The sequence below is a fragment of the Agrobacterium sp. NPDC058088 genome (genome assembly GCF_042885035.1).
Taxonomy (GTDB): domain Bacteria; phylum Pseudomonadota; class Alphaproteobacteria; order Rhizobiales; family Rhizobiaceae; genus Agrobacterium.
The window spans coordinates 26,268-46,722 of record NZ_JBHVSU010000002.1 but is presented as its reverse complement, the minus strand read 5'-3'; the positions used below and the strand labels follow the sequence as shown (position 1 = coordinate 46,722).

Below are 20,455 nucleotides of genomic sequence, written 5' to 3'. Positions count from 1 at the left end.
TCTCTCCCTGCGGCGCGGTCAGCGCCAGATGTCTCAGAATGCTTCTGCGGCCAGTTCCATCATTGTGTCCGCGCCGGTTTCGATGCGGGCCTTGCGCAGCGCCGTCTCCGGCATGATGCGCTCCATGTAAAACTTCGCCGTGACAAGCTTCGTCTTGAGGTAATCCTCATCCGAAGCGCTGCCTGCCGCAAGCGCTTCGCTGGCGGCTTTTGCCATGCGCGCCTGCATGTAGCCCAGCACCACGATGCCAAAGAGATGCATATAGTCGGTCGAGCCGGCACCGGCATTGTCTGGCTTGGCCATGGCGTTCTGCATGAACCACATGGTTGCGGCCTGAAGGTCGTTCAAGCCCTTCTTCAGGCCCTTGGTGTAAAGGCTGAGCCTTTCATCCGCGCGGTTTTCCTCGCAGAAATCGCCGATTTCCTTGAACAGAGCCATCACGGCACGGCCGCCATTCATACCGAGCTTGCGGCCGACCAGATCAAGCGCCTGGATGCCGTTGGCGCCCTCATAGATCATGGTGATACGCGCATCGCGGACATATTGGCTCATGCCATGTTCTTCGATGTAGCCGTGACCACCAAAGACCTGCTGCGCCATCACGGCGTGGTCGAAGCCCTTGTCAGTCAGAACACCCTTGAGGATCGGGGTGACGAGACCGAGCAGGTCGTCTGCGGCCTGTCGTTCCTTCTCATCGGTGGAACGGTGGGCGATATCGGATTGCAGCGCTGTCCACAAAAGGAAAGCGCGGCCTGCCTCGTTATAGGCCTTGATGGTCATCAGCGTGCGGCGGATATCCGGGTGCACGATGATCGGATCGGCCTTTTTGTCCGGGAATTTCGCGCCGGAAAGCGAACGGCCCTGAATGCGCTCACGGGCATATTCCACCGCATTCTGATAGGCGATTTCGCCCACGGAAAGGCCCTGCAGGCCAACACCGAGGCGAGCCTCGTTCATCATCACGAACATGGCCGAAAGGCCCTTGTTTTCCGCACCGAGCAGATAACCCGTCGCATCATCGTAATTCATGACGCAGGTGGCGTTGCCGTGAATACCCATCTTGTGTTCGATGGCACCACATGTGACGCCATTGCGCTCGCCGAGCGTGCCATCTTCCTTCACCAGGAACTTCGGTACGATGAAGAGCGAAATGCCCTTGGTGCCCTCAGGCGCACCTTCGATACGGGCGATCACCAGATGAACGATATTGTCAGTCATGGAATGTTCGCCGGCAGAGATGAAGATCTTCTGACCGGAAATCTTGTAAGTGCCATCGCCCTGCGGCACCGCCTTTGTGCGCAGCAGGCCGAGATCGGTGCCGCAATGGGGTTCGGTAAGGTTCATGGTGCCGGACCAGGTACCTTCGACCATCTTCGGCAGATAGGTCTGTTTCTGCTCCTGCGTACCGTGCACGAGGACTGCGGCAATCGCGCCCTGCGTCAGGCCGGGATACATCATCAGCGACAGGTTGGCCGACGACATATATTCGCCGATCGCCGCATGCAGCGTATAGGGCAGGCCCTGCCCGCCAAATTCCTGGGGAACGGCAAGGCCGATCCATCCGCCTTCGCAATAAGCGTCATACGCGGTCTTGAAACCTTCAGGCACGGAAACCGAACCGTCATCGGCACGCTTGCAGCCCTGCTGATCGCCGGAAAGGTTGAGCGGGAAAAGCCGCTCTTCGGCAAGCTTCGCCGCCTCGCCCGTGATCGCCTCGATCATGTCGGGGGTTGCATCTTCAAAACCTGGCAGGTTGTTATACCGCTCGAGGCCGAGAACGTCGTTCAGGATGAAAAGCGTATCTTTAACTGGGGCCTTGTAAACAGGCATTACCGATGTTCCTCCGCATCGTGGGCGCCGGAGCCAATCCGGCTGATATGTCATGACAATATTTGACGTGCGCGTAAACGTCAAATAAATTTCCGCGGAATATCGTCTCCCTTTCCCGCTGAACGAATGCAGGGTTCGGCATACGCCCGCGCTTGCGCCGCAAAAGTTAAAAAATTCCGACCATAGTTAACCACTTCTTTACCACGTTTCGTGAATTCTCCCGACAGAGGTAACTGCTTCGTAGTCCGACGCATTTTCCTCGACGGGGGCAAATACCGGCTCTGGAATTGCTGCATGTTGCGGCGACGGCGTGTTCAGGCAGGCAACGTCGCGACACATAACCGGGCACAGCGGGCGGAAGCGAAGCGAGCGAAAAGATGAACGGATTGCGATCGAAAAACCAACAGCCAAGCGACAGGTCGTCTCTTGATGCTCTCAATCGCACCATTGAAGGCCTTGAAGCCCGTATCGAGGGGCTGATGAGCCAGAAGTTCCCGCGCGATCCGCGAGCCGCGAGCGCTCAGGCAGAGCCCAAGACCGAGGCCTATGCCGCGCCGCGTGAACCCCGCGCTGCCGTTACGCCACCGCAGCTTGATCCCGTCAACGAAATCCGCCAGCGCCAGCGTCTTCTCGAAGCAAGCTTCCAGCGCCCGCAGGAACCCGCTCTCCGCCCGGAGCGGACGATTACCCGGCCGCTCGCGCCGGAATATGGCTCGAGGGAAACCAAGAAGACGGCCGCTCCCGCGCCGCGCGCCCGCGCCATTCCGCCCTATCAGGAACAGCAGCGCAATGATGCAGCCCTGCAGGAGATCGCCCAGGCGCTCGTCAATCTTCGCCATGAGCTGAAGCACGATATTGCCGAGGGCGTCGCGCGCGAAGCGCAGGGACTGCGTGCCGAAATCCGCAACATCCGCGCGGTGGCGGAAGACCAGCAATTCATCGGCGACCTGCGGGACGACATCGCACGCCTTGCCGGCAGCATCGACCAGCTCGGCAATCTGGCATCTCCTGACGCCTATGGCCTGCGCAACGAATTCGAGGACCTGCGTCTGACCATCGACCAGCTCGCACGCGAAGACAGCGTGCATCGGATCGAAAGCCGCTGGAACAACGTGGAAGACACGCTGCGTGGTTTCGACGCCGGCGCCCTTCAGGATGAAATCGTCTCCCTCGCCTATCGTCTTGATGACATCAAGACGCAGCTCGGCGGTATGAGCAACAATCCCGCCGTGCGCGTGCTTGAAGACAAGCTGATTGCGATTGCCAGCGCCGTGGAGCAGCTCGGCAAGCACATGAAGCCCAACGAGGCTGCCTTTACCGAGCACTTTTCGGGTCTTGACCAGCGGCTCGACGAAATCAGCCGGGCCATTGCGGCAACTGGCACACGCGCCAATGCGCAGGCAGCCGACAATGCGCTCGCCCAGCGGCTGGAAAACCGCCTGAACGGCCTTGCCGAACAGCTCGGTGATATCAACCGCCTGGCCGCCGCAAAACCGGAACCTTCCATCGACCTCACCGCCCGCCTCGAAGCGCTGGCCGGCAAGATCGATGAGCTCAGCACGGCGCGCGACGCCGCCCAGTTGCATGACCGGCTGGACCAGCTGTCGTTGCTGTTGGAACGGTCCCAGCGCCCCACGCAACAGGCGGAACTGACTTCTTTCCTCAACGATATCTCCCGTAAGATCGATGCGCTGGATCACGGCGCGGTCAATGACGGCTTGGCCGAGCGGCTCGACCTGCTCTCCCGTCGGATCGAGGATCTGGATTATCGCTACAGCCAGCCGCAGCCGGCTGCTTCGGGTCTCAGCGACAGCACCTTTTCCCGCCTGGAAGAGCGGCTCGGTACTATTGCGGCGCGTCTCGACGAGACCGCCCATGCCGCTCCTGCCGATAGCCGCGCGCTGGCAAGCCTCGAAAACCAGATCGCCCATCTCTCCACGCTGATCAGCCAGCCGGTCCAGATGCAGGCAGCCGGCATGCCGCCGGAACTTGACGCCCGCATGGCGGCGATCGAAGACTATATGGCGTCGAACGACGAATATATCATCGAGGCAGCGCGGCAGGCAGCCGAGGCCGTTCTCGATGCCTATACCCGCAACAATCTCTCGGCCGGCGCAAATCTCGCCGACATGACGATGCTGACCGACCTTGCGACCGATCTGCGTAGCCTGGAAGCCTTGAGCCGTAACACCGAAGAGCGCACGCATCGCACTTTCGAGGCGCTGCATGAGACGCTGGTGCAGATTGCCGGCCGTCTGGACAATCTCGACAGCGCACCCGCCTACCGCCAGGATGCTGCCCGTAACGTCGCGCAGCACATGGTTGCCGCAAGCCACGAAGACGTGGCCATGCCGGCCGCCATTTTCCCGGAAGAAGGTTATATCGCCGAAGAGCAGGCCATTCTCGAGGATGTCAGCGAAAACGATGCGACCACCATCGTACCGCCGGCTGCCGCCAAGCCCGAAAAAGCACAGAAAACGAGCCTGCTCGCCGGCCTGACGAAGCGTTTCAAGACAAGCGCGGCGAAGCCGGCAAAGACCAAGGAAGAACCCGTATCGGCCTCCTCCGCCCGTACGCAGGTTGAACCTGCCCCATCACTCGATCCGATCGACGTTCTGCCGGCCGGGCAGGAGAATGAACTGCTGGAGCCGGGTTCGGGTGCGCCCGATATCAAGAAAATCCTCGAGCGCGTTCGCGCAAGCCAGGTTGCCGCCACCGGCAAGGCCGCGGATGCGGAAGGCCGGACCGATTTCATCGCCGCCGCCCGCCGCGCCGCCCAGGCCGCCGCTATGGAAACATCGCCGGAGAAGCTGGACACCGGCAAGAAGAGCCGCAAGGCCGACACCTCGGCACTGTCGCGTTATCGTCGGCCGCTGCTGCTCGGCATCGGCGCCATTCTTCTGGCGATGATGGCCATGCCGCTCGTCAAGACGCTGATTGGCGGCGCTGAAGCCCCGGCACCGCTCATAGAGCAGAAGATGGACAACGGCCCGGTTTCCGCGCTTCCCGAGACCGGCGACAAGGCTGTGACCATTCCGTCGGATCTCGCCGTCAATCCCGAGCAGGCGGAATCGGCCGATAGCATCGAAAACGCCGCTCCGGCGCAGAACATCATCGATAACCGCACCATCGGCGGCGCGCCGCTGCCGGATGAGCCGCCGGTTGCAGATGTTCCAGTCGTTGACCCCGCAAAGTCCGACACCGTTGCGCAGAACGAAGGGCCGAAACCGGTTGCGGTCGCCACCACGACTATTCCCGCCCAGGATGCCATTGCGGTTCCGGCCGGCATAGAGCCCGCATCGCTTGCCGAAGCGGCCGCCAAGGGTGACACGCAGGCGCTGTTCGAGATCGCCGTGCGTTACACCGACGGCCGCGGCGTTGCCGCCGACCGTGCGGAAGCCGCAAAGTGGTACAAGATGGCGGCCGATCGTGGCCTTGCCCCCGCGCAATATCGTCTCGCCAATCTTTACGAGAAGGCGAATGGCGTCGACCGCAATCTTCCGGAAGCAAAGCGCTACTACACGCTGGCTGCCGAACAGGGTAATGCCGGCGCCATGCATAATCTTGCGGTCCTGCTCGCCTCCGATGCAGCCGGCCAGCCGGATTTCTCCGCCGCCGCACGATGGTTCATCAAGGCGTCCGAACTCGGCGTCCGCGACAGCCAGTTCAACCTTGCCATTCTCTATGCGCGCGGCAGCGGCGTAAAACAGGATATCGAGGAATCCTACAAGTGGTTCGCCATTGCCGCCAAGGATGGCGATGCCGATGCCGCCCAGAAGCGCGACGAGGTTGCCGGAGCGATGAGCCCGCAGCAGCTTCAGAGCGCCAAGGCCAAGGTGGATGCCTGGAAGGTGAAGCCGCTTTCGGACGACGCCAACAGCGTTAACCCGCCTGAGGAATGGGCGGGCAAGGAGGGCGTAAAGACTGCGTCCGTGGACATGGAAAAGGCCATCCGCAACATTCAGGCGATCCTCAACAAGAATGGTTTCGATGCCGGCCATCCGGATGGCAAGCTTGGCAAGAACACCGTAACGGCCATCAAGGACTTCCAGAAATCCGTGGGCCAGGCGCCAGACGGGCGCATCACCAACGAGTTGGTGACCGCGCTGCTCGCCCGCAACAAATAAGCCTTGGAGAACAGCTGAAGCGGCCTTCCGGCCGCTTTCGTCCAACCGGGCGCAGGAATGTGGCCGGTTGCCGACACACGGCCGCTATCTTTCCAAATTATCAACGTATTTACCGTTGAATGTTGACAGGTCAGGCCCTCGCGGGCATGACGGATCAAGGTCGGGCATGCCCGGTCTTTTCAGACAGAAAGTGTAAATCGCGGCGCGGCCCCCTCACCCGGACAAGCCCTGCCGCCCGGAACCATTTGCCCGAGGTCCGAGCCGTGACTGTCTATCTGCCGATCGCAGAACTGTCGGTGAATATTTTCATCATTCTCGGCATGGGCGCGGCCGTCGGTTTTCTGTCGGGCATGTTCGGTGTGGGCGGTGGCTTTCTGATCACCCCGCTTCTGATCTTCTACAATATTCCGCCCGTGGTCGCCGTGGCGACCGGTGCAAACCAGGTGGTCGCCTCCTCCGTTTCAGGCTCGATCACGCATTTCCGGCGTGGGACGCTGGACGTCAAGCTGGGCAGCGTGTTGCTCGTGGGTGGTCTCATGGGCGCCACGGTCGGCGTGTGGATATTCTCGTTCCTTCGCAGCATCGGTCAGCTCGACCTCATCGTTTCGCTGCTCTACGTCATCCTGCTTGGCACCGTTGGCGGACTGATGCTGAAGGAAAGCATTTCGGCACTTCGCCGCGCCGCCCGCAACGAAACCGTGACGCTGCGCCGGCCGGGACACCACAACTGGGTTCATCGCCTGCCGCTGAAAATGCGGTTCAAGAAATCGAAGATCTATCTCAGCATCATTCCCATCGTCGCACTTGGTTTTGGCATCGGCATCCTCACCTCGATCATGGGTGTCGGCGGCGGCTTCATCATGGTGCCGGCGATGATCTATCTGCTGCGCATTCCCACCAGCGTCGTTGTTGGCACATCGCTGTTCCAGATCATCTTCGTAACTGCCTATACGACCATCGTACAAGCCGCGACCAACTATTCCGTTGACGTGGTGCTGGCCTTCATCCTGATGGTGGCTGGCGTCATCGGCGCGCAATATGGCGTGCGCGTCGGGCAGAAACTGCGCGGCGAACAGTTGCGCGCCTTGCTGGCGCTGCTCGTCCTTGCCGTCGCGATGCGTCTTGCCGTTTCGCTCGTGGTGCGGCCAGACGATCTGTTTTCGGTGGCGGTTGGAGGGCTGGGGTATTGACCGCTCGCTCGCTGCTTGCCGTCCTGTCGTTTCTCTTCCTGCTTGTCGTCGGGCAGACTGCCTCGGCGCAGACGCCGCCGCTTGCCCTGCCGCCCGGCCCGCAACAGCGACCGTTGCAGGAAAATATCGAAATCGGCGCATCGACAACCGAAATTCCCATCGCATCCGATTTTCGCGGGGCGGACTTCACCCTCTTCGGCGCGCTCAACAATACGGACCAGCTGCTGCTGGCCATCGGGCAATATGATATCGTCGTGACGCTGGAAGGGCCGAGCGATTATATGACCGTGCGCAAGAAGGAGCGTGTGGCGGGCATCTGGATCAATACCAGCGCCATCACCTTCACACCGCTGCCGGAATCCTATTCCATGGCCAGCACGCGCAATATTAGCGATGTCGCCTCGCCCGGAACGCTGCGCGCCATGGGGCTGGGCGTCGACCATCTGTCGCTCAAAAGCGCTGTCTTTTCCGGTGTGCCCGACAATGTCTTCGATTTTCAGGAGGCCTATCGCCGGCTCAAGCTTTCTAGCGGCATCTACCGCAACGACACGACCGGAGTGCGGCTGGAACGCACCGGTCTCTTCTGGGCGACACTTCGCCTGCCCGCCAATGTGCCGAATGGCGTGCACACGGCGCGCGCCTATCTCTTCAAGAGCGGCAAATTCATCGCCCAGCGCGAATTGAAGCTGCGAGTCGTCAAGACCGGCATGGAGCAGGCGATCACCGATGCGGCACATCAGACGCCGCTTGCCTATGGCGCCCTCTGCGTTCTGCTGGCCGTGGTGACGGGCTGGGGCGCCAGCATCATCTTCCGCAAGGACTGAGCGTTTTCAATCGCGCAAAAGAGACCGTCTGCCGCCCGCACGGACAAAGATAGCATTCGCTTCCTTCCGGGGTTTGCTGTAAAATTCAAGGCGTTACAAACGCACGCAGCTGAGGGCGGCAAGTGCGGTTGTAACGGGGAGGAAAAGGAGAAATGTCATGTTCAAGCACATTCTCATTCCCACCGATGGCTCGCAGCTGGCGCAGATCGCAATCGACCAAGGGTTCGCTCTCGCCAAGGAGGCAGGCGCAAAGGTGACCGTGGTGACGGTATCGGAACCCTTTCATGTGATTGCCAGCGATGTCGAGGACATTGCCGCCATTGCCGAAGAAGAATTCCACCGCTGCGAAGAGGCGGAGCATCTGCTACGCGACACGCAGGCGCATGCCGCCGCCATGGGGCTCGATTGCGAAGCCCTGCTGGCGCGAGCGGGACGGCCGGACGAGGCGATCATTGAAATCGCTGACAGGACCGGCTGCGATCTCATCGCCATGGCTTCGCATCGGCGCAGGAGCTTCGTCGAGATGCTGCTCGGCAGCGTCACGGCCAAGGTGCTGAAGAATTCGAAAATACCGGTGCTGGTTTACCGGCAGTAGAGCATTTCCGTCAAAAGTGCGTTGGGGTTTTACGTCCGGACGATGCGTAAAAACAAAGAGATACCGGCAAAGATTCTCTCAGCCGAGCAGATTTGAAAACCGCACCGAATAGATGCGGTCCCTCCCCATCAGATGCGCGACGAGAGCGGCATGGTCGAACAGGCCGCGCATCGCCTTGTGCCGCAAATCCAGCCCACCGCTCATCACCCCGAATGCCGGCATCAAAAGCCGTGAACCATCGGTGGCGAAACAAGGGCGTCGCACTGTTTTCTCGCGGCGGCGGACCGTGGCGGATGGATGCAGGTGCCCGGCGATTTCACCGGCGGCTTCGCCCAGCTTCGGCTCATGGCGGAAGACGAGGTTGCCGTAAAACATCTCATCCACAGACGAGCCCGGCAGATCGACAGTCCCATCCGGATCGTGGTTGCCGTTGATCCATATCCACTCACGGCCGCGGGCCATCTCGCGGATGAGTTCGCGCAGCGGCAGCGGCAGATGCTGCGAGCCGACGCGATCATGGAAATTGTCCCCGAGGCTGACGACGATCTTCGGATCGTAGCGGCTGACGAGGGAGGACAGGATTTTAAGCGTGGCAATCGTGTCGTAAGGCGGCAGCATGCGGCCACGCCTTGCGAAAGCCGCACCCTTTTCGAGATGCAGATCGGAGACGACGAGCAGCGACAGGTCCGGCAGGTAGAGCCCGCCCAACGGGTCGCACCATGCGGCAACGCCATTGATGACGGTCTCGCTGCCAAGGCATTCGAAGCCATTGGAAAATCTGTCGCTCAAAGTCAGCCGGCTCAGCAATTTCGTCGTCGTTCCTTCATTGCGTATTTCAGGACATGGCCTCGGCGATCAACTCGTCGGCGGCCTCGGCCAGCACATCGTCCATCGCCTGACCCGCCACCGTCTCGCGGCCGATTTCCAGCATCACCGGAACGGCAAGAGGCGAGACATGCTCCAGAGCGCGATGCGTGGTGTGTCCCTTGATTCGCTTCAGCATATCGCCAAGACGGCCAATGTCCAAAAGTCCCGCTGCGGCATCGCGCCGCGTCGCCTCCAGCAGAATATGGTCCGGCTCATGGCTGCGAAGAACGTCATAAATAAGATCGGCAGACACCGTGACCTGCCGTCCGGTCTTTTCCTTGCCCGGATGGCGGCGCTCGATGAGGCCGGAAATGATGGCGCAGTTGCGGAAGGTACGCTTCAGCATGAAGGATTCGTCCAGCCACGCCTCCAGATCGTCGCCCAGCATATCCTCATCAAGAAGGTCGGCCAGCGACAGGCGGCGGGATTTCAGCCGCATGCCGATATCCTCCATGGCCCAGATGGCAAGCGAATAATCGGTGGCAACGAAACCCATGGGTTTTGCACCCGCCCGCTCCAGCCGGCGGGTCAACAACATGCCGAGCGTCTGGTGCGCCAGCCGTCCCTCGAACGGATACATGACCATGAAGAAGCGCTTGCGGAAGGGAAAGGTCTCGACCAGCAGCTCATCCCGTTTGGGAATGATCGATTTTTCTTTCTGGATCGCCAGCCAGTCACGGACCTGATCCGGCAAAGCATGCCAGCGCGTCGGGTCCGAGAGCATGGAGCGCACCTGATCGGCGAGATAGGTGGAAAGCGGAAACTTGCCGCCGGCATAAGAGGGAATTTTCGGGTCCATGGAGAAGGCCTGCGACACCAGGCATTCATTCTCCCTGATGCCCTCGAACCGCAGCACCTTGCCGGCAAAGAGGAACGTATCGCCCTGCACCAGTTGCTCGAGGAAATATTCCTCGACCTTGCCCAGCGACATGCCGCCACGCCCGACCGTGCCTTTCGCATTTCGCTTGACCATGCGGACATTCAGTTCCGCCGCCTCGACGATGGTGCCGAGGTTCAGGCGATATTGCTGCGCGACCGCCGGATTGGACACGCGCCAGCGGCCATCCTTCATCTGACGGATGCGGGCGTAACGCTCATAGGTGCGCAGCGCATAACCGCCGGTGGCGGTAAAATCCACCACCCGGTCGAAGGTGGCGCGCGGCAGGTCGGCATAGGGCGAAGCGCTCCTGACTTCACGATAGAGTTCATCGGCATCGAAAGGTTCGGCGCAGGCCATGCCGAGCACGTGCTGGGCAAGAACATCAAGCGCGCCTTCGGCAATGGGCGGCGTATCCTGCGCACCGATGTAATTGGCATCCAGCGCTGCCCTGCATTCCATCACCTCGAAACGGTTGGCGGGGACGAGGATCGCCTTTGACGGCTCGTCCATGCGATGGTTGGCGCGGCCGATACGCTGGGCAAGGCGACTTGCGCCCTTCGGGGCACCGACGTGCACGACGAGGTCGACATCGCCCCAGTCTATGCCGAGATCAAGCGTGGAGGTGGCGACGACGGCACGCAACTTGTTTTCCGCCATGGCCGCTTCTACCCGACGGCGCTGGCCGGCATCCAGCGAGCCGTGATGCAATGCAATTGGCAGATTGTCGTCATTAATGGTCCAGAGTTCCTGAAAAATTCTCTCCGCCTGCGAGCGGGTGTTGACGAAGATCAGGGTTGTCTGGTGCTCCTTCAGCGCCGGATAGAGATCCTTCATGGCGTAGCTTGCCGAATGACCTGACCAGGGAATACGCTCTTCGGTGTGCAGAATGGCGATATCGGGTTTCGCCCCGCCTTCGACCGTAATGAGGCCGGCAGGCGGTTCGCCTTGTCCCTGCGGTGCGAGATAACGGCGCAGATCCATTGGCTCCGCTACCGTGGCAGACAGGCCGATAAAGCGCACGTCGGGCGCATGCCGGCGCACCCGGGCGAGCGCCAGCGACAGCAAGTGGCCGCGCTTGGAAGTGACGAGCGAATGCAACTCGTCCAGCACCACATATTTGAGGTCACGGAAAAAGCGCTCAGCTTCCCTGTTGGCGAGCAGCAGTGAGACCTGTTCCGGGGTCGTCAAGAGAATATCGGGCGGTTTGACCTTCTGGCGCTGGCGTTTGGCCTGCGGCGTATCACCCGTACGGGTTTCGATGGAAATCGGCAGGCCCATTTCCGTAACAGGCTTGGTAAGGTTGCGCTCGATATCGACCGCAAGCGCCTTCAGCGGCGAGATATACAGCGTGTGCACGCCGACGAAACCGGAGCCCGCCGGCACCTTGCCGCGCTCCGCCAGATCGGTGAGCGAAGCCATGAAGCCACCCAAGGTCTTACCGGCGCCGGTTGGCGCGATCAGCAGCATGTTCTCGCCGCCGCGCGCCCGCGCCATCAACTCCAACTGATGGGCGCGCGGAGACCACCCTTTTTCAGCAAACCATTTCTGGAATTGAAGGGGCAAGGTGCCGACATGCGTGCCGGAAGTGGGAGACTCGGTGTGTTTCACGCCTTCAAGGTAGTGAAAAACCTGCAAAAAAGAAGGGCGGAACATGGCTGCTTGACAGGAAAACTGAATCGTGGATAAATAATATCCATGATACTGAGGCAACGGGATATGAGGAAGACCGATGAAACTCGGCGATGGCGTTGAACAGGCCATTCACAGCGTGGGCATGCTGGCGGGACTTTCCGAAGGCGGCGTGCTGTCGGCAGCGGCGCTGGCGGAATTCCACGGCGTTTCCACGAGTTACCTCCTGAAGCACCTGCAGTCACTGTCCAGCGCGGGAATTGTCGCCACGGTTCCGGGTCCGAAAGGCGGTTATCGTCTTGCCCGGGCAACCGACAGGATCACCCTGCTTGATATCGTGCTGGCTGTCGAAGGACCACAGCCCGCCTTCCGCTGTGCGGAAATCCGCCAGCGCGGGCCGAACCCCCTGCCGGGGCGCTATTTCACCAAGCCCTGCGGTATCAATGCCGCTATGTTGAAGGCGGAAAAGGCCTATCGCGCCGAACTTGCCAAAACCAGCATCGCCGACATTCTGGGTGATCTTACCGCCAATGACGATGGCGGAATTGCCGCGCGGGGCTGCGCCTTTCTTGAGTTGAACGAGCGCAAGACGATGACGCGCTAAAGGCCGCAGAGCGGACCACCACAGAACAACCAATCGAAATACCGGAAAGCAGAACAGCTTCCCGGAGCGACTAACCGTGCCTTCAAACAGGCCTGACCAAAGGAGAGACCCATGAAAACCCGTATCAACTATGCCAAGGCATCCCCCGAAGCCTTCAAGGCTGTGGTAGCGCTGGAAAATTACGTCCAGAGCAGCGGCCTCGAGCGCCGCTTCATCCACCTCATCAAGCTGCGTGCTTCCATCATCAATGGCTGCGCCTTCTGTGTCGACATGCATGTGAAGGAAAGCCGCCATGACGGGCTTTCAGAACAATGGATCAACCTGATGAGCGTGTGGCGGGAATCCCCTGTTTACACCGAGCAGGAACGGGCGCTGCTTGGCTGGGTGGATGCGGTGACGAAGATTGCCGAAACCGGCGCGCCGGATGATGCTTTCGATACCTTGAAGGCACATTTTTCCGACGAGGAGATTGTGAAGATCACGGTTGCGATCGGTGCGATCAACACCTGGAACCGGATCGCGGTCGGTTTCCGATCGCAACATCCGGTCGAAGCCGCCGCGCGGGCAGCCTGAACCACCTTGACCGCATCGAACGACCGCTACATGGCGATGTAGCGGTCGTTCCTGTGATTGACGGCAAGCGTGAGGTTCATGACCAGCGCGCCAAGAATGGAGCAGAGGATGACGAAAGGCGTCGCGACGAAGAAGGAGCAGGCCAGCACCATGCCATCAAAGGCAAGCTGGACGAGGCCGGCGCGCCAGCCGAAACGATCCTGAAGATAAAGCGCCAGTATGCCGAAACCGCCGAGGCTGGTGCGGTGGCGAAACAGCGCTAGCATGCCAGCGGCGACGGTGAGCCCACCAAAGAGGGCAGCGGCAATCGGATTGATGCTTTCGAAAGCAAACAAGCCGGGCATATATTCGGAAAGCAGCGCCGTCATGCCGATGGCGCAGAAGGTCTTCACCGTAAACGCAAGGCCGAGACGGCGGAACGCCAGGTAATAAAACGGGAGATTGACAAGGAAGAAGACCGTACCGAAGCTCAGATCGGTGCCATAATGCACCAGAAATGCCAGTCCGACCGTGCCGCCGGTCAACAGACCGGCCGCCGAAAACAGAGTGACGCCAAGCGAGACCAGCATGCTGCCCGCCAGAACGCCCTGCACATCTTCCAGCAATGAGTGGCGATCCGGTGCAGAGGCCCAAAGATTCAAGCGCTTGCGTGCAGTCATATCGCTCATCGCATTTTCCCCTTTTGCCGGAAGCCCGGACGAGCTTTGCGCTTGGGCGCAGTTTTTTTCAAGCGTCTCGCCTCAGCGCACGACGATGTATCTGTCCGAGCGGTGGTTGATGGCGAGGAATATGTTGAGAACGAAAGCGCCGACGATCGAATAAATGACGGTGGCCGAGTCAATGACAAGGAAAGCACAGAGCATGACAAAGGCATCGAAAGCCAGCTGAATAAGGCCGGCGCGGATGCCGAAGCGGTCCTGAATATAGATAGCCAGAATGCCGATGCCGCCGAGGCTGGCGCGATGGCGATAAAGCGCCAGCAGGCCATAGCCCAGAAGCAGACCGCCAAGCAGCGCCGCCCAGAGCGGATTGATGCTGTCGATCACCATCCAGCGCGCCTCCAGTTCCGTCAACACCGAAACGAGGCCGATTGCGATGAAGGTCTTGAACGAAAAAGCGAGGCCCAGACGGCGGAAGGAGAGGTAATAGAACGGCAGGTTGACGAGGAAGAACAGCAGGCCAAAACTAACGCCGAAGGCATAATGAATGAGAAAGGCTACGCCGGCGGTGCCGCCGGTCAAAAGGCCGACCTTGTTCAAGAGATAAAAGCCGAGCGCCGACACGATGGCACCGGTAACGATGCCCTGTACGTCCTCCACCGGAGCATGCCTGGCCGGATCGGAACTCCACATGCCGTAAACGCTTCTCGTTGTGCTCACGCTTTTTCCCTCAGGTTTCCGGCATATTTTGCACTGCAAAAAACATCTGATCAAGATGGATACGTAAGCAAGCCTGACCTATCGTGAAAAAGGCAAGAAACGAAATGTTCAGGCTTTGGCGCGGGCAAGAAAGAGAATGCCGGAAAGGGGTTTTCCGGCATCCTTGCGAATGGTGGTTTTGCGGATTTCGATGGGGGAAAAGCCCGTCCGCTCAAGAAGATCGGTCACGTAGCGTTTGGAGTGCGCGTAACGGAGGGATTCCCGCAACACGAAACCTTCCTCGTCCCCCGCATCCTCCACCGAGAAGGCAAAGAAGCCTGATGGCGCAAGCAGGGCGGAAACGAGCGGCATGACGGTTTCGAGGCTACCGAGATACATCATCACATCGGCGGCGGCGACGAGAGCGGCGCGGTGATGTGCGAGTTCCGGGGTAAACAGCCCTGATGCCCCAGCTTCCAACGAAAGATCGGCCTGGCCGAGATGATCGTAAAGACCTTTTTCCTCCGCCTTGGCCAGCATGTTCTGGGAGATATCAAAACCCTCAAGCCGTTTTGCGAGGGAACGGATTTCGATGCCCAGGAGACCGGTGCCGCAACCAATATCGACGATGGTGTCGAAGGTGCCGCGTGTGGCCGCCTTGCCGATCAGCTCCGCCAGTTTTTGCGGCACGCTGTAATCAAGCTTCTCGACAAGCGAGGTTTCGAAACGGTCGGCATAATCGTCGAACAGCCCTTCCACATAGCGGCTCGGCGGCTGTTCAGGTGTTTCCGCGGCACCGAGAACCGCGAGCTTCAGTTCGGCTGCAAACAGCCCTTCCCCATCCAGCTCGGCGACTTTCTCGTAAGCCGCCACTGCCTTTGCGGTCTCTCCCGCCTTTTCGTGATATTCCCCGAAGCGAAACCAGCCCGCCGTCCACCGTGGCGCAAGTTCAAGCGCCTGTTCCATGAGTTCGGCGGCGGCGGGATAATCACCGCCTTCCGCCAACATGCGGGCATAGTCGGCCCGGCGGTCGGCAATGACATCACCGGAAGAAAACTGGTTTGGGGCCATCAATGATTTCCTGAGAAGATGCCGGCTGTCATTTATCAAGCCATAAAAAAACTCAAGTCCTATTTCATGGCACCCGCGTGGAATTGGCTGATATGGCGCGATATAGTGCGTGAAAACTTGCATCGAAGCGGTGCGCCCCATATGTCAGGACAAAACAGGAGACTTGCTGATGGCCGGTGAGGTCAACAAAATGCTGGGTGATACGGTGGCTCGCACCGTGGTGAAGCTGCTCGTCGTTTCATTGCTCGTCGGTTTTCTGATGGCGATCTTCGGATTGACGCCCTGGAACATCATCTATGGCGCACGCGACTTCGTCGTTGACCTCTGGCGCAGCGGCTTTCATGCGCTTGGTGCGATCGGTGACTATCTGATCCTCGGCGCAACGATCGTCATTCCCGTTTTCATCATCCTGCGTCTCCTGAGCTATCGCCGCTGACATGACCGATTCCACGTTTCAAACGCTTTCACGGCGCGGCTTCGTGCTGCTTTCCGCTGGTTCCGTTCTTTCCGCCTGCGTTTCCGTGCCCACCAACAAGGGTCTGCCATCCGGCACCCGCGATGAGACGGCAGCGGCGCTTCCGATGGTCAATGACCTGCGTCGCTCGAAAGGCCTGTCGCCTCTCGCTATCAATAGCGCGGCAAGCAGCGCCGCCGCCTATCAGGCTGGCCGTATGGTCAAGGCGCAGAAGATGGCGCACCTGATCGGCCTGACCGACAGTTTCCTCATACGCATGAAGGAAGGCAATGTGCCGCTTCCAGCCGCGGAAAACGTGGCTGCCGGGCAGGACAGCGTGGAACGGGTGGTCAAAGCCTGGATCGGCTCCAAACACCATCTCGAAAACATGCTCGGGCCGTATAACGGTCTCGGCGTCGCGGTCGCCTATGATGCCGCCAGCCGCAACCGCCCCTATTGGGCGATGGTGCTCTGCGCCTGAATTCACGGGCGGGGGATCACCCCGCTCCCTCCCTCTTCAGCCGAGCTTACGGTCAGCCCAGCGGTCCACCCCGCTGTCGCGCAGGTCGCGGATCGATTCCACGCCCTCACGGGCAACAAGCTTCGACAGGCCCTTGACGATGGCCGAGGGCAGGCCCGGACCTTCATAGACCATGCAGGAATAGAGCTGCACAAGATCGGCCCCTGCCCTTACCTTCTCCAGAGCCGTTTCTGAAGATGAAACGCCGCCAACGCCGATGATCGGCAGATTGGCGCCGACGCGACGGCGCATCTTGGCAAGAACCGTAGTGGAAAGCTCGAAGAGCGGCTTGCCCGACAGCCCGCCAGCCTCGCCCTTGTTTGGGCCTGGCCGCAGGCCTTCGCGAGCCAGCGTGGTGTTGGAAACGATCAGACCATCGAGATCATGGGCGAGCGCCTCTTCGGCAACATCGTCCAGCCCTTCTTCCGTCAGATCGGGCGCGATCTTGAGGAAGATCGGAATGCGTTTGCCAAAGCGCTCCGTTTCCGTCTTGCGGCGTTCCAGAACTGCACGCAAAAGAGCTGCGAGACTTTCACGCGCCTGCAGGTCGCGCAGGCCGGGCGTGTTGGGCGAGGAAATATTGACGGTAAAATAGGACGCGACGGAATAAAACGCCTCGATGCCTTGAACATAATCGGCAATGCGGTCTTCGCTATCCTTGTTGGCGCCGATATTGACGCCAACGATGCCGCGCAGACGCGCCTGTTTCAGGCGTTCCAGCGCCGCAGCATGGCCTTCATTGTTGAAGCCTAGGCGGTTGATGACGCCTTCATCCTCGACCAGGCGGAAAATGCGCGGCTTGGGATTGCCGGATTGCGCCCGCGGGGTGACGGTGCCGATTTCGGTGAAGCCGAAACCAAGCCGCAGCAGCGGTTCCGGTACTTCCGCATTCTTGTCGTAGCCCGCCGCCATGCCGAGCGGATTGGGGAAAACGAGGCCTGCCACCGTCTGCTGCAGGCGCGGATCATGCGGCACCATGCAGGTGGGCAGGAAGCCGCTTTTCAGCGCCGCGACGGAAAGACCATGCGCCTTTTCCGGATCTATGAGAAAAAGACCCTTGCGGCCGAAAGAGGAAAATAATCCGCTCATCACAAAATCTCCGGAAACTGGTGCTGGCCATCATGATCGAGGGAGAGTGGCGTTTCCCAAAGCACAGCACTGAGGGGAAGCGCGGCGTAAAGATGCGGGAAAAGATCGCCTCCTCTCGACGGTTCATAAACCAGCTTGTCGCCAAGTGCTGCCCCGTCGACCGCGATCAGAAGCAGGTCGGCCTGGCCGGAAAAATGCCGCGCGGCAGTCTCCGCCACCTGCTTTGCCGTCGAAAAATGGATGAAGCCATCGGTGAGGTCGATGGCCGCGCCTTCGAACTCGCCTTTTGCCCTGGCCGCATTCCACAACGTCTCCGGCACGATTTTATAGATGATCGCGGGCGTTTCCTGCATAGGGCTCTCCAAGGCTTTCCACTCAGCGGGATTTGCCGCAAAGCTCGAAGATTGTCCACAGTTTCCACGGTATTTTTATTGCGGAAGCCCTGAAAGACCGCGTGTCCACAAGCTTTTCCTTGTAATGCCGAAGTGATTGGCGCAACCTTTGGCGTAGGAGCCGGGTGTGTTTCGACCATCGGCAAAGGGAGTAAGCCACTAGCTGCGAAAGAACCGCATAACGCCCTTGGGAGGGGGCCAGAATGTCGGAACTTGTCATTATCATTGCAGACGACCACCCGCTTTTTCGCGGAGCCCTGAAACAAGCCGTAACCGGTCTTGACGGGCAACAAACCATCATTGAGGCCGGCGATTTTGAGGCTGCGCGACGTGCAGCCGCAGCGCGCAACGACGCCGATCTCATGCTTCTTGATCTTGCCATGCCAGGGGTCAGCGGATTTTCGGGCCTGATGGCGTTGCGAGCGGAATTTTCCAGCCTGCCGATCGTCATCGTTTCGGCAACGGATGATGCGACCACCGTTCGCCGGTCGATCGAACTCGGCGCCTCCGGTTTCATTTCAAAATCCTCGGGCATTGACGATATCAGAGACGGCATCCGCGCGGTTCTGGAAGGCGATGTCTGGATACCGACCGGTCATCACGGTGAGAAGGAGCAGGACCCTGATGTGGCCGATCTCATCGGCCGGCTCAGAACATTAACGCCGCAGCAAAGCCGGGTTCTGGGCATGCTGGCCGAAGGGCTGCTGAACAAGCAGATCGCCTATGAGCTCAATGTTTCCGAAGCCACCATCAAGGCACATGTCTCGGCGATCCTGCTGAAGCTCAAGGTCGACAGCCGCACGCAGGCGGTCATCCAGCTCGCCAAGATAAACACCTCGGCAATGGTGGCGTAGGGTAAGGATTTTATTCCTTTTCTTCCTTTACTCCTGACCGGATTTGGTCTAGATTCCGGTCAGTAAACGACAGGAGCTTTCCGCTATCGGCTCCACTTGCGGGCTTTCTATCATGCTGTCACACGAGACGATCTGGAGCGCCATCGATACGCTTGCCGAACGCCATCAGCTGACGCCTTCGGCATTGGCGAAGCGTGCCGGTCTCGATCCCACCTCGTTCAATAAGTCGAAACGCTTCGGGCCGGATGGCCGCAAACGCTGGCCCTCGACGGAATCCGTCTCCAAGGTGCTGGAGGCGACGGGAGCCAGTGTCGACCAGTTTTTCGGTTATGCTTTCGGCAGGGCGCAGACGATGCAGCCTTCCGGTGCCGACAATGCCATTCCCCTGCTCGGTTTCGCGCAGGCCGGTTCCGGCGGCTTTTTCGATGATGGCGGTTTTCCGGCGGGTCAGGGTTGGGATGTGGTGGAATTTCCCTCTTCTCCCGAGCGTAAGCAGGGCGTCTACGCACTGGAAGTGCAAGGCGAGAGCATGATGCCGCTTTACCGCGATGGCGACATTCTCATCGTGGAACCGGGCGCGCAGGTGCGGCGTGGTGACCGCGTGGTGCTGAAAAGCCGCGATGGCGAAGTGATGGCCAAGGTGCTGGCGCGGCAAAGCCCCAAAAACATCGAGCTTCTTTCGCTCAACCCCGAACATCCCAATCGCAGCTTCGATATGGCCGATGTGGAGTGGATTGCCCGTATCATCTGGGCCAGCCAATAGTTCCGCAATTGCGGACAGAAGTTTTCGCGCTGCCGCTCGGACATACACGCGGGGAATATTCCTTTAGAGGCCGAGTGTCCTTGCCGCGGCATCGACCGTCATGATCTTTGCACCGCCGGACGCCGCCCTGCGGACGAGACCCTGAAATCTGTCCTCCGGGCAGCCGTAAAAGCTTGGTGTCTGTGAAACATCATGGGTGAAGATGATGAGCCAGCCGCCTTTTTGCAAAACATCCTCAAGCCAGTGGTCGGCAGCATCGAGGTAGTTTTCATCCGCACGCAACTCGACTGCGGCAAGATTATGCGGGTCGACACTGCCCCGGTTGATGCCAGGCATGATGCCGCGTGCAGTCCTGAACCGGCGCCGCAGCAGGGGCTGCATGACCGGCGAGGCCATGCCGAAGGGAACGGAGAAATTTCGGCTGTGCCGGTTTTCATCGAACGCGCCCAGCACGCTATCATTGCGTTCCAGATCTTCTTCGAGCCCCCGTCGTGAAAATCTCGAGAGTTTGCGATGGGAAAAGGTGTGGCAGGCAAGTTCATGGCCGGCCGCTACCAGTTCCGAACAGCCTTGTGTGGAAATCATCTCCTGCTGTTCATCGTGTCTGTCGATGAAGACGCCGGCGATGTAAAACGTTCCGCAAACGCCCTCGTTTTCCAGGGCCCGTGCCCCCTTCGTCCAGGCGGTGGCCGGCACATCGTCGAAAGTGAAGGACACGATCGGCTCGGATGTTTCGATCCGCACCGCTGGTCCCGGAAAATACCGCACCAGCCGATTATTGATCCGGTCTGCAAAAGTCCCGATTTTTTGCGTCATACGAAGCCCCCCGGCCTAT

General features: G+C 59.9%; 19 protein-coding genes. 10 read left to right on the top strand and 9 right to left on the bottom strand.

Translation table 11 applies throughout. From position 1 onward, the window contains the following. Positions 1–33: 33 nt before the first annotated feature. The gene (locus tag ACFVTJ_RS05495; RefSeq protein ID WP_386905361.1) at positions 34–1,830 is read right to left on the bottom strand and encodes an acyl-CoA dehydrogenase C-terminal domain-containing protein; all 1,797 of its coding nucleotides are present in this window, start codon (positions 1,828–1,830) and stop codon (positions 34–36) included. 377 nt (positions 1,831–2,207) lie between these two features. On the opposite strand from ACFVTJ_RS05495, the gene podJ reads away from it, so the two are divergent. The 4 genes from podJ to ACFVTJ_RS05475 all read left to right on the top strand — a co-directional run bounded on the left by podJ (position 2,208) and on the right by ACFVTJ_RS05475 (position 8,566). Next, positions 2,208–5,957, top strand: coding sequence for a cell division protein PodJ (podJ, locus tag ACFVTJ_RS05490; RefSeq protein ID WP_386905359.1), 3,750 nt, complete (start codon positions 2,208–2,210; stop codon positions 5,955–5,957). A gap of 263 nt (positions 5,958–6,220) precedes the next feature. Then, a complete protein-coding gene (locus tag ACFVTJ_RS05485; RefSeq protein WP_386905358.1) occupies positions 6,221–7,147 on the top strand; it encodes a sulfite exporter TauE/SafE family protein in 927 nt (308 codons plus the stop codon). After that, complete coding sequence (locus tag ACFVTJ_RS05480; protein WP_386905356.1) at positions 7,144–7,971, top strand: TIGR02186 family protein; 828 nt, start codon at positions 7,144–7,146, stop codon at positions 7,969–7,971. Before ACFVTJ_RS05485 ends, ACFVTJ_RS05480 begins: the two co-directional genes overlap by 4 nt. A gap of 157 nt (positions 7,972–8,128) precedes the next feature. Beyond that, the gene (locus ACFVTJ_RS05475; RefSeq protein ID WP_386905354.1) at positions 8,129–8,566 is read left to right on the top strand and encodes a universal stress protein; all 438 of its coding nucleotides are present in this window, start codon (positions 8,129–8,131) and stop codon (positions 8,564–8,566) included. A 78-nt stretch (positions 8,567–8,644) separates the two neighbouring features. Here ACFVTJ_RS05475 and pdeM read toward each other — a convergent pair whose 3' ends face one another. After that, positions 8,645–9,373: a ligase-associated DNA damage response endonuclease PdeM gene (gene pdeM, locus ACFVTJ_RS05470; protein ID WP_386905352.1), complete on the bottom strand. Its 729-nt coding sequence runs from the start codon at positions 9,371–9,373 to the stop codon at positions 8,645–8,647. Positions 9,374–9,401: 28 nt separating this feature from the next. After that, complete coding sequence (locus ACFVTJ_RS05465; RefSeq protein ID WP_386905350.1) at positions 9,402–11,966, bottom strand: ligase-associated DNA damage response DEXH box helicase; 2,565 nt, start codon at positions 11,964–11,966, stop codon at positions 9,402–9,404. A gap of 76 nt (positions 11,967–12,042) precedes the next feature. Here ACFVTJ_RS05465 and ACFVTJ_RS05460 point away from each other — a divergent pair, with 76 nt between their 5' ends. Further along, positions 12,043–12,546 (top strand): RrF2 family transcriptional regulator, encoded by a 504-nt coding sequence (locus tag ACFVTJ_RS05460; protein WP_386905348.1) that lies wholly within the window; start codon positions 12,043–12,045, stop codon positions 12,544–12,546. A gap of 111 nt (positions 12,547–12,657) precedes the next feature. Then, a complete protein-coding gene (locus ACFVTJ_RS05455) occupies positions 12,658–13,119 on the top strand; it encodes a carboxymuconolactone decarboxylase family protein (RefSeq protein ID WP_386905346.1) in 462 nt (153 codons plus the stop codon). A 26-nt stretch (positions 13,120–13,145) separates the two neighbouring features. Here ACFVTJ_RS05455 and ACFVTJ_RS05450 read toward each other — a convergent pair whose 3' ends face one another. The 3 genes from ACFVTJ_RS05450 to ACFVTJ_RS05440 all read right to left on the bottom strand — a co-directional run bounded on the left by ACFVTJ_RS05450 (position 13,146) and on the right by ACFVTJ_RS05440 (position 15,548). Continuing rightward, positions 13,146–13,787, bottom strand: coding sequence for a YitT family protein (locus ACFVTJ_RS05450; protein WP_386905344.1), 642 nt, complete (start codon positions 13,785–13,787; stop codon positions 13,146–13,148). Between the two features lie 72 nt (positions 13,788–13,859). Further along, a complete protein-coding gene (locus tag ACFVTJ_RS05445; protein WP_386906859.1) occupies positions 13,860–14,471 on the bottom strand; it encodes a YitT family protein in 612 nt (203 codons plus the stop codon). 135 nt (positions 14,472–14,606) lie between these two features. Then, positions 14,607–15,548: a methyltransferase domain-containing protein gene (locus ACFVTJ_RS05440; RefSeq protein WP_386905342.1), complete on the bottom strand. Its 942-nt coding sequence runs from the start codon at positions 15,546–15,548 to the stop codon at positions 14,607–14,609. A 169-nt stretch (positions 15,549–15,717) separates the two neighbouring features. On the opposite strand from ACFVTJ_RS05440, the gene ACFVTJ_RS05435 reads away from it, so the two are divergent. Both ACFVTJ_RS05435 and ACFVTJ_RS05430 read left to right on the top strand, forming a co-directional pair. Then, positions 15,718–15,984: a DUF6460 domain-containing protein gene (locus ACFVTJ_RS05435; RefSeq protein WP_003493739.1), complete on the top strand. Its 267-nt coding sequence runs from the start codon at positions 15,718–15,720 to the stop codon at positions 15,982–15,984. A 1-nt stretch (position 15,985) separates the two neighbouring features. Next, the gene (locus tag ACFVTJ_RS05430; protein WP_386905339.1) at positions 15,986–16,483 is read left to right on the top strand and encodes a CAP domain-containing protein; all 498 of its coding nucleotides are present in this window, start codon (positions 15,986–15,988) and stop codon (positions 16,481–16,483) included. A 36-nt stretch (positions 16,484–16,519) separates the two neighbouring features. Here ACFVTJ_RS05430 and ACFVTJ_RS05425 read toward each other — a convergent pair whose 3' ends face one another. Further along, on the bottom strand, positions 16,520–17,611 hold the full coding sequence (locus ACFVTJ_RS05425; RefSeq protein ID WP_386905338.1) for a quinone-dependent dihydroorotate dehydrogenase: 1,092 nt from the start codon (positions 17,609–17,611) through the stop codon (positions 16,520–16,522). Further along, positions 17,611–17,964, bottom strand: a complete 354-nt coding sequence (locus tag ACFVTJ_RS05420) for a DUF952 domain-containing protein (RefSeq protein WP_386905336.1) — start codon at positions 17,962–17,964, stop codon at positions 17,611–17,613. Before ACFVTJ_RS05420 ends, ACFVTJ_RS05425 begins: the two co-directional genes overlap by 1 nt. 242 nt (positions 17,965–18,206) lie before the next feature. Between ACFVTJ_RS05420 and ACFVTJ_RS05415 the strand changes: the two genes are divergently transcribed. After that, the gene (locus tag ACFVTJ_RS05415) at positions 18,207–18,857 is read left to right on the top strand and encodes a response regulator (RefSeq protein ID WP_386905334.1); all 651 of its coding nucleotides are present in this window, start codon (positions 18,207–18,209) and stop codon (positions 18,855–18,857) included. A gap of 112 nt (positions 18,858–18,969) precedes the next feature. Then, positions 18,970–19,620, top strand: coding sequence for a helix-turn-helix transcriptional regulator (locus tag ACFVTJ_RS05410; RefSeq protein ID WP_006313323.1), 651 nt, complete (start codon positions 18,970–18,972; stop codon positions 19,618–19,620). Between the two features lie 63 nt (positions 19,621–19,683). Here ACFVTJ_RS05410 and ACFVTJ_RS05405 read toward each other — a convergent pair whose 3' ends face one another. After that, on the bottom strand, positions 19,684–20,436 hold the full coding sequence (locus ACFVTJ_RS05405) for a polysaccharide deacetylase family protein (protein WP_386905332.1): 753 nt from the start codon (positions 20,434–20,436) through the stop codon (positions 19,684–19,686). Between the last annotated feature and the right edge of the window lie 19 nt (positions 20,437–20,455).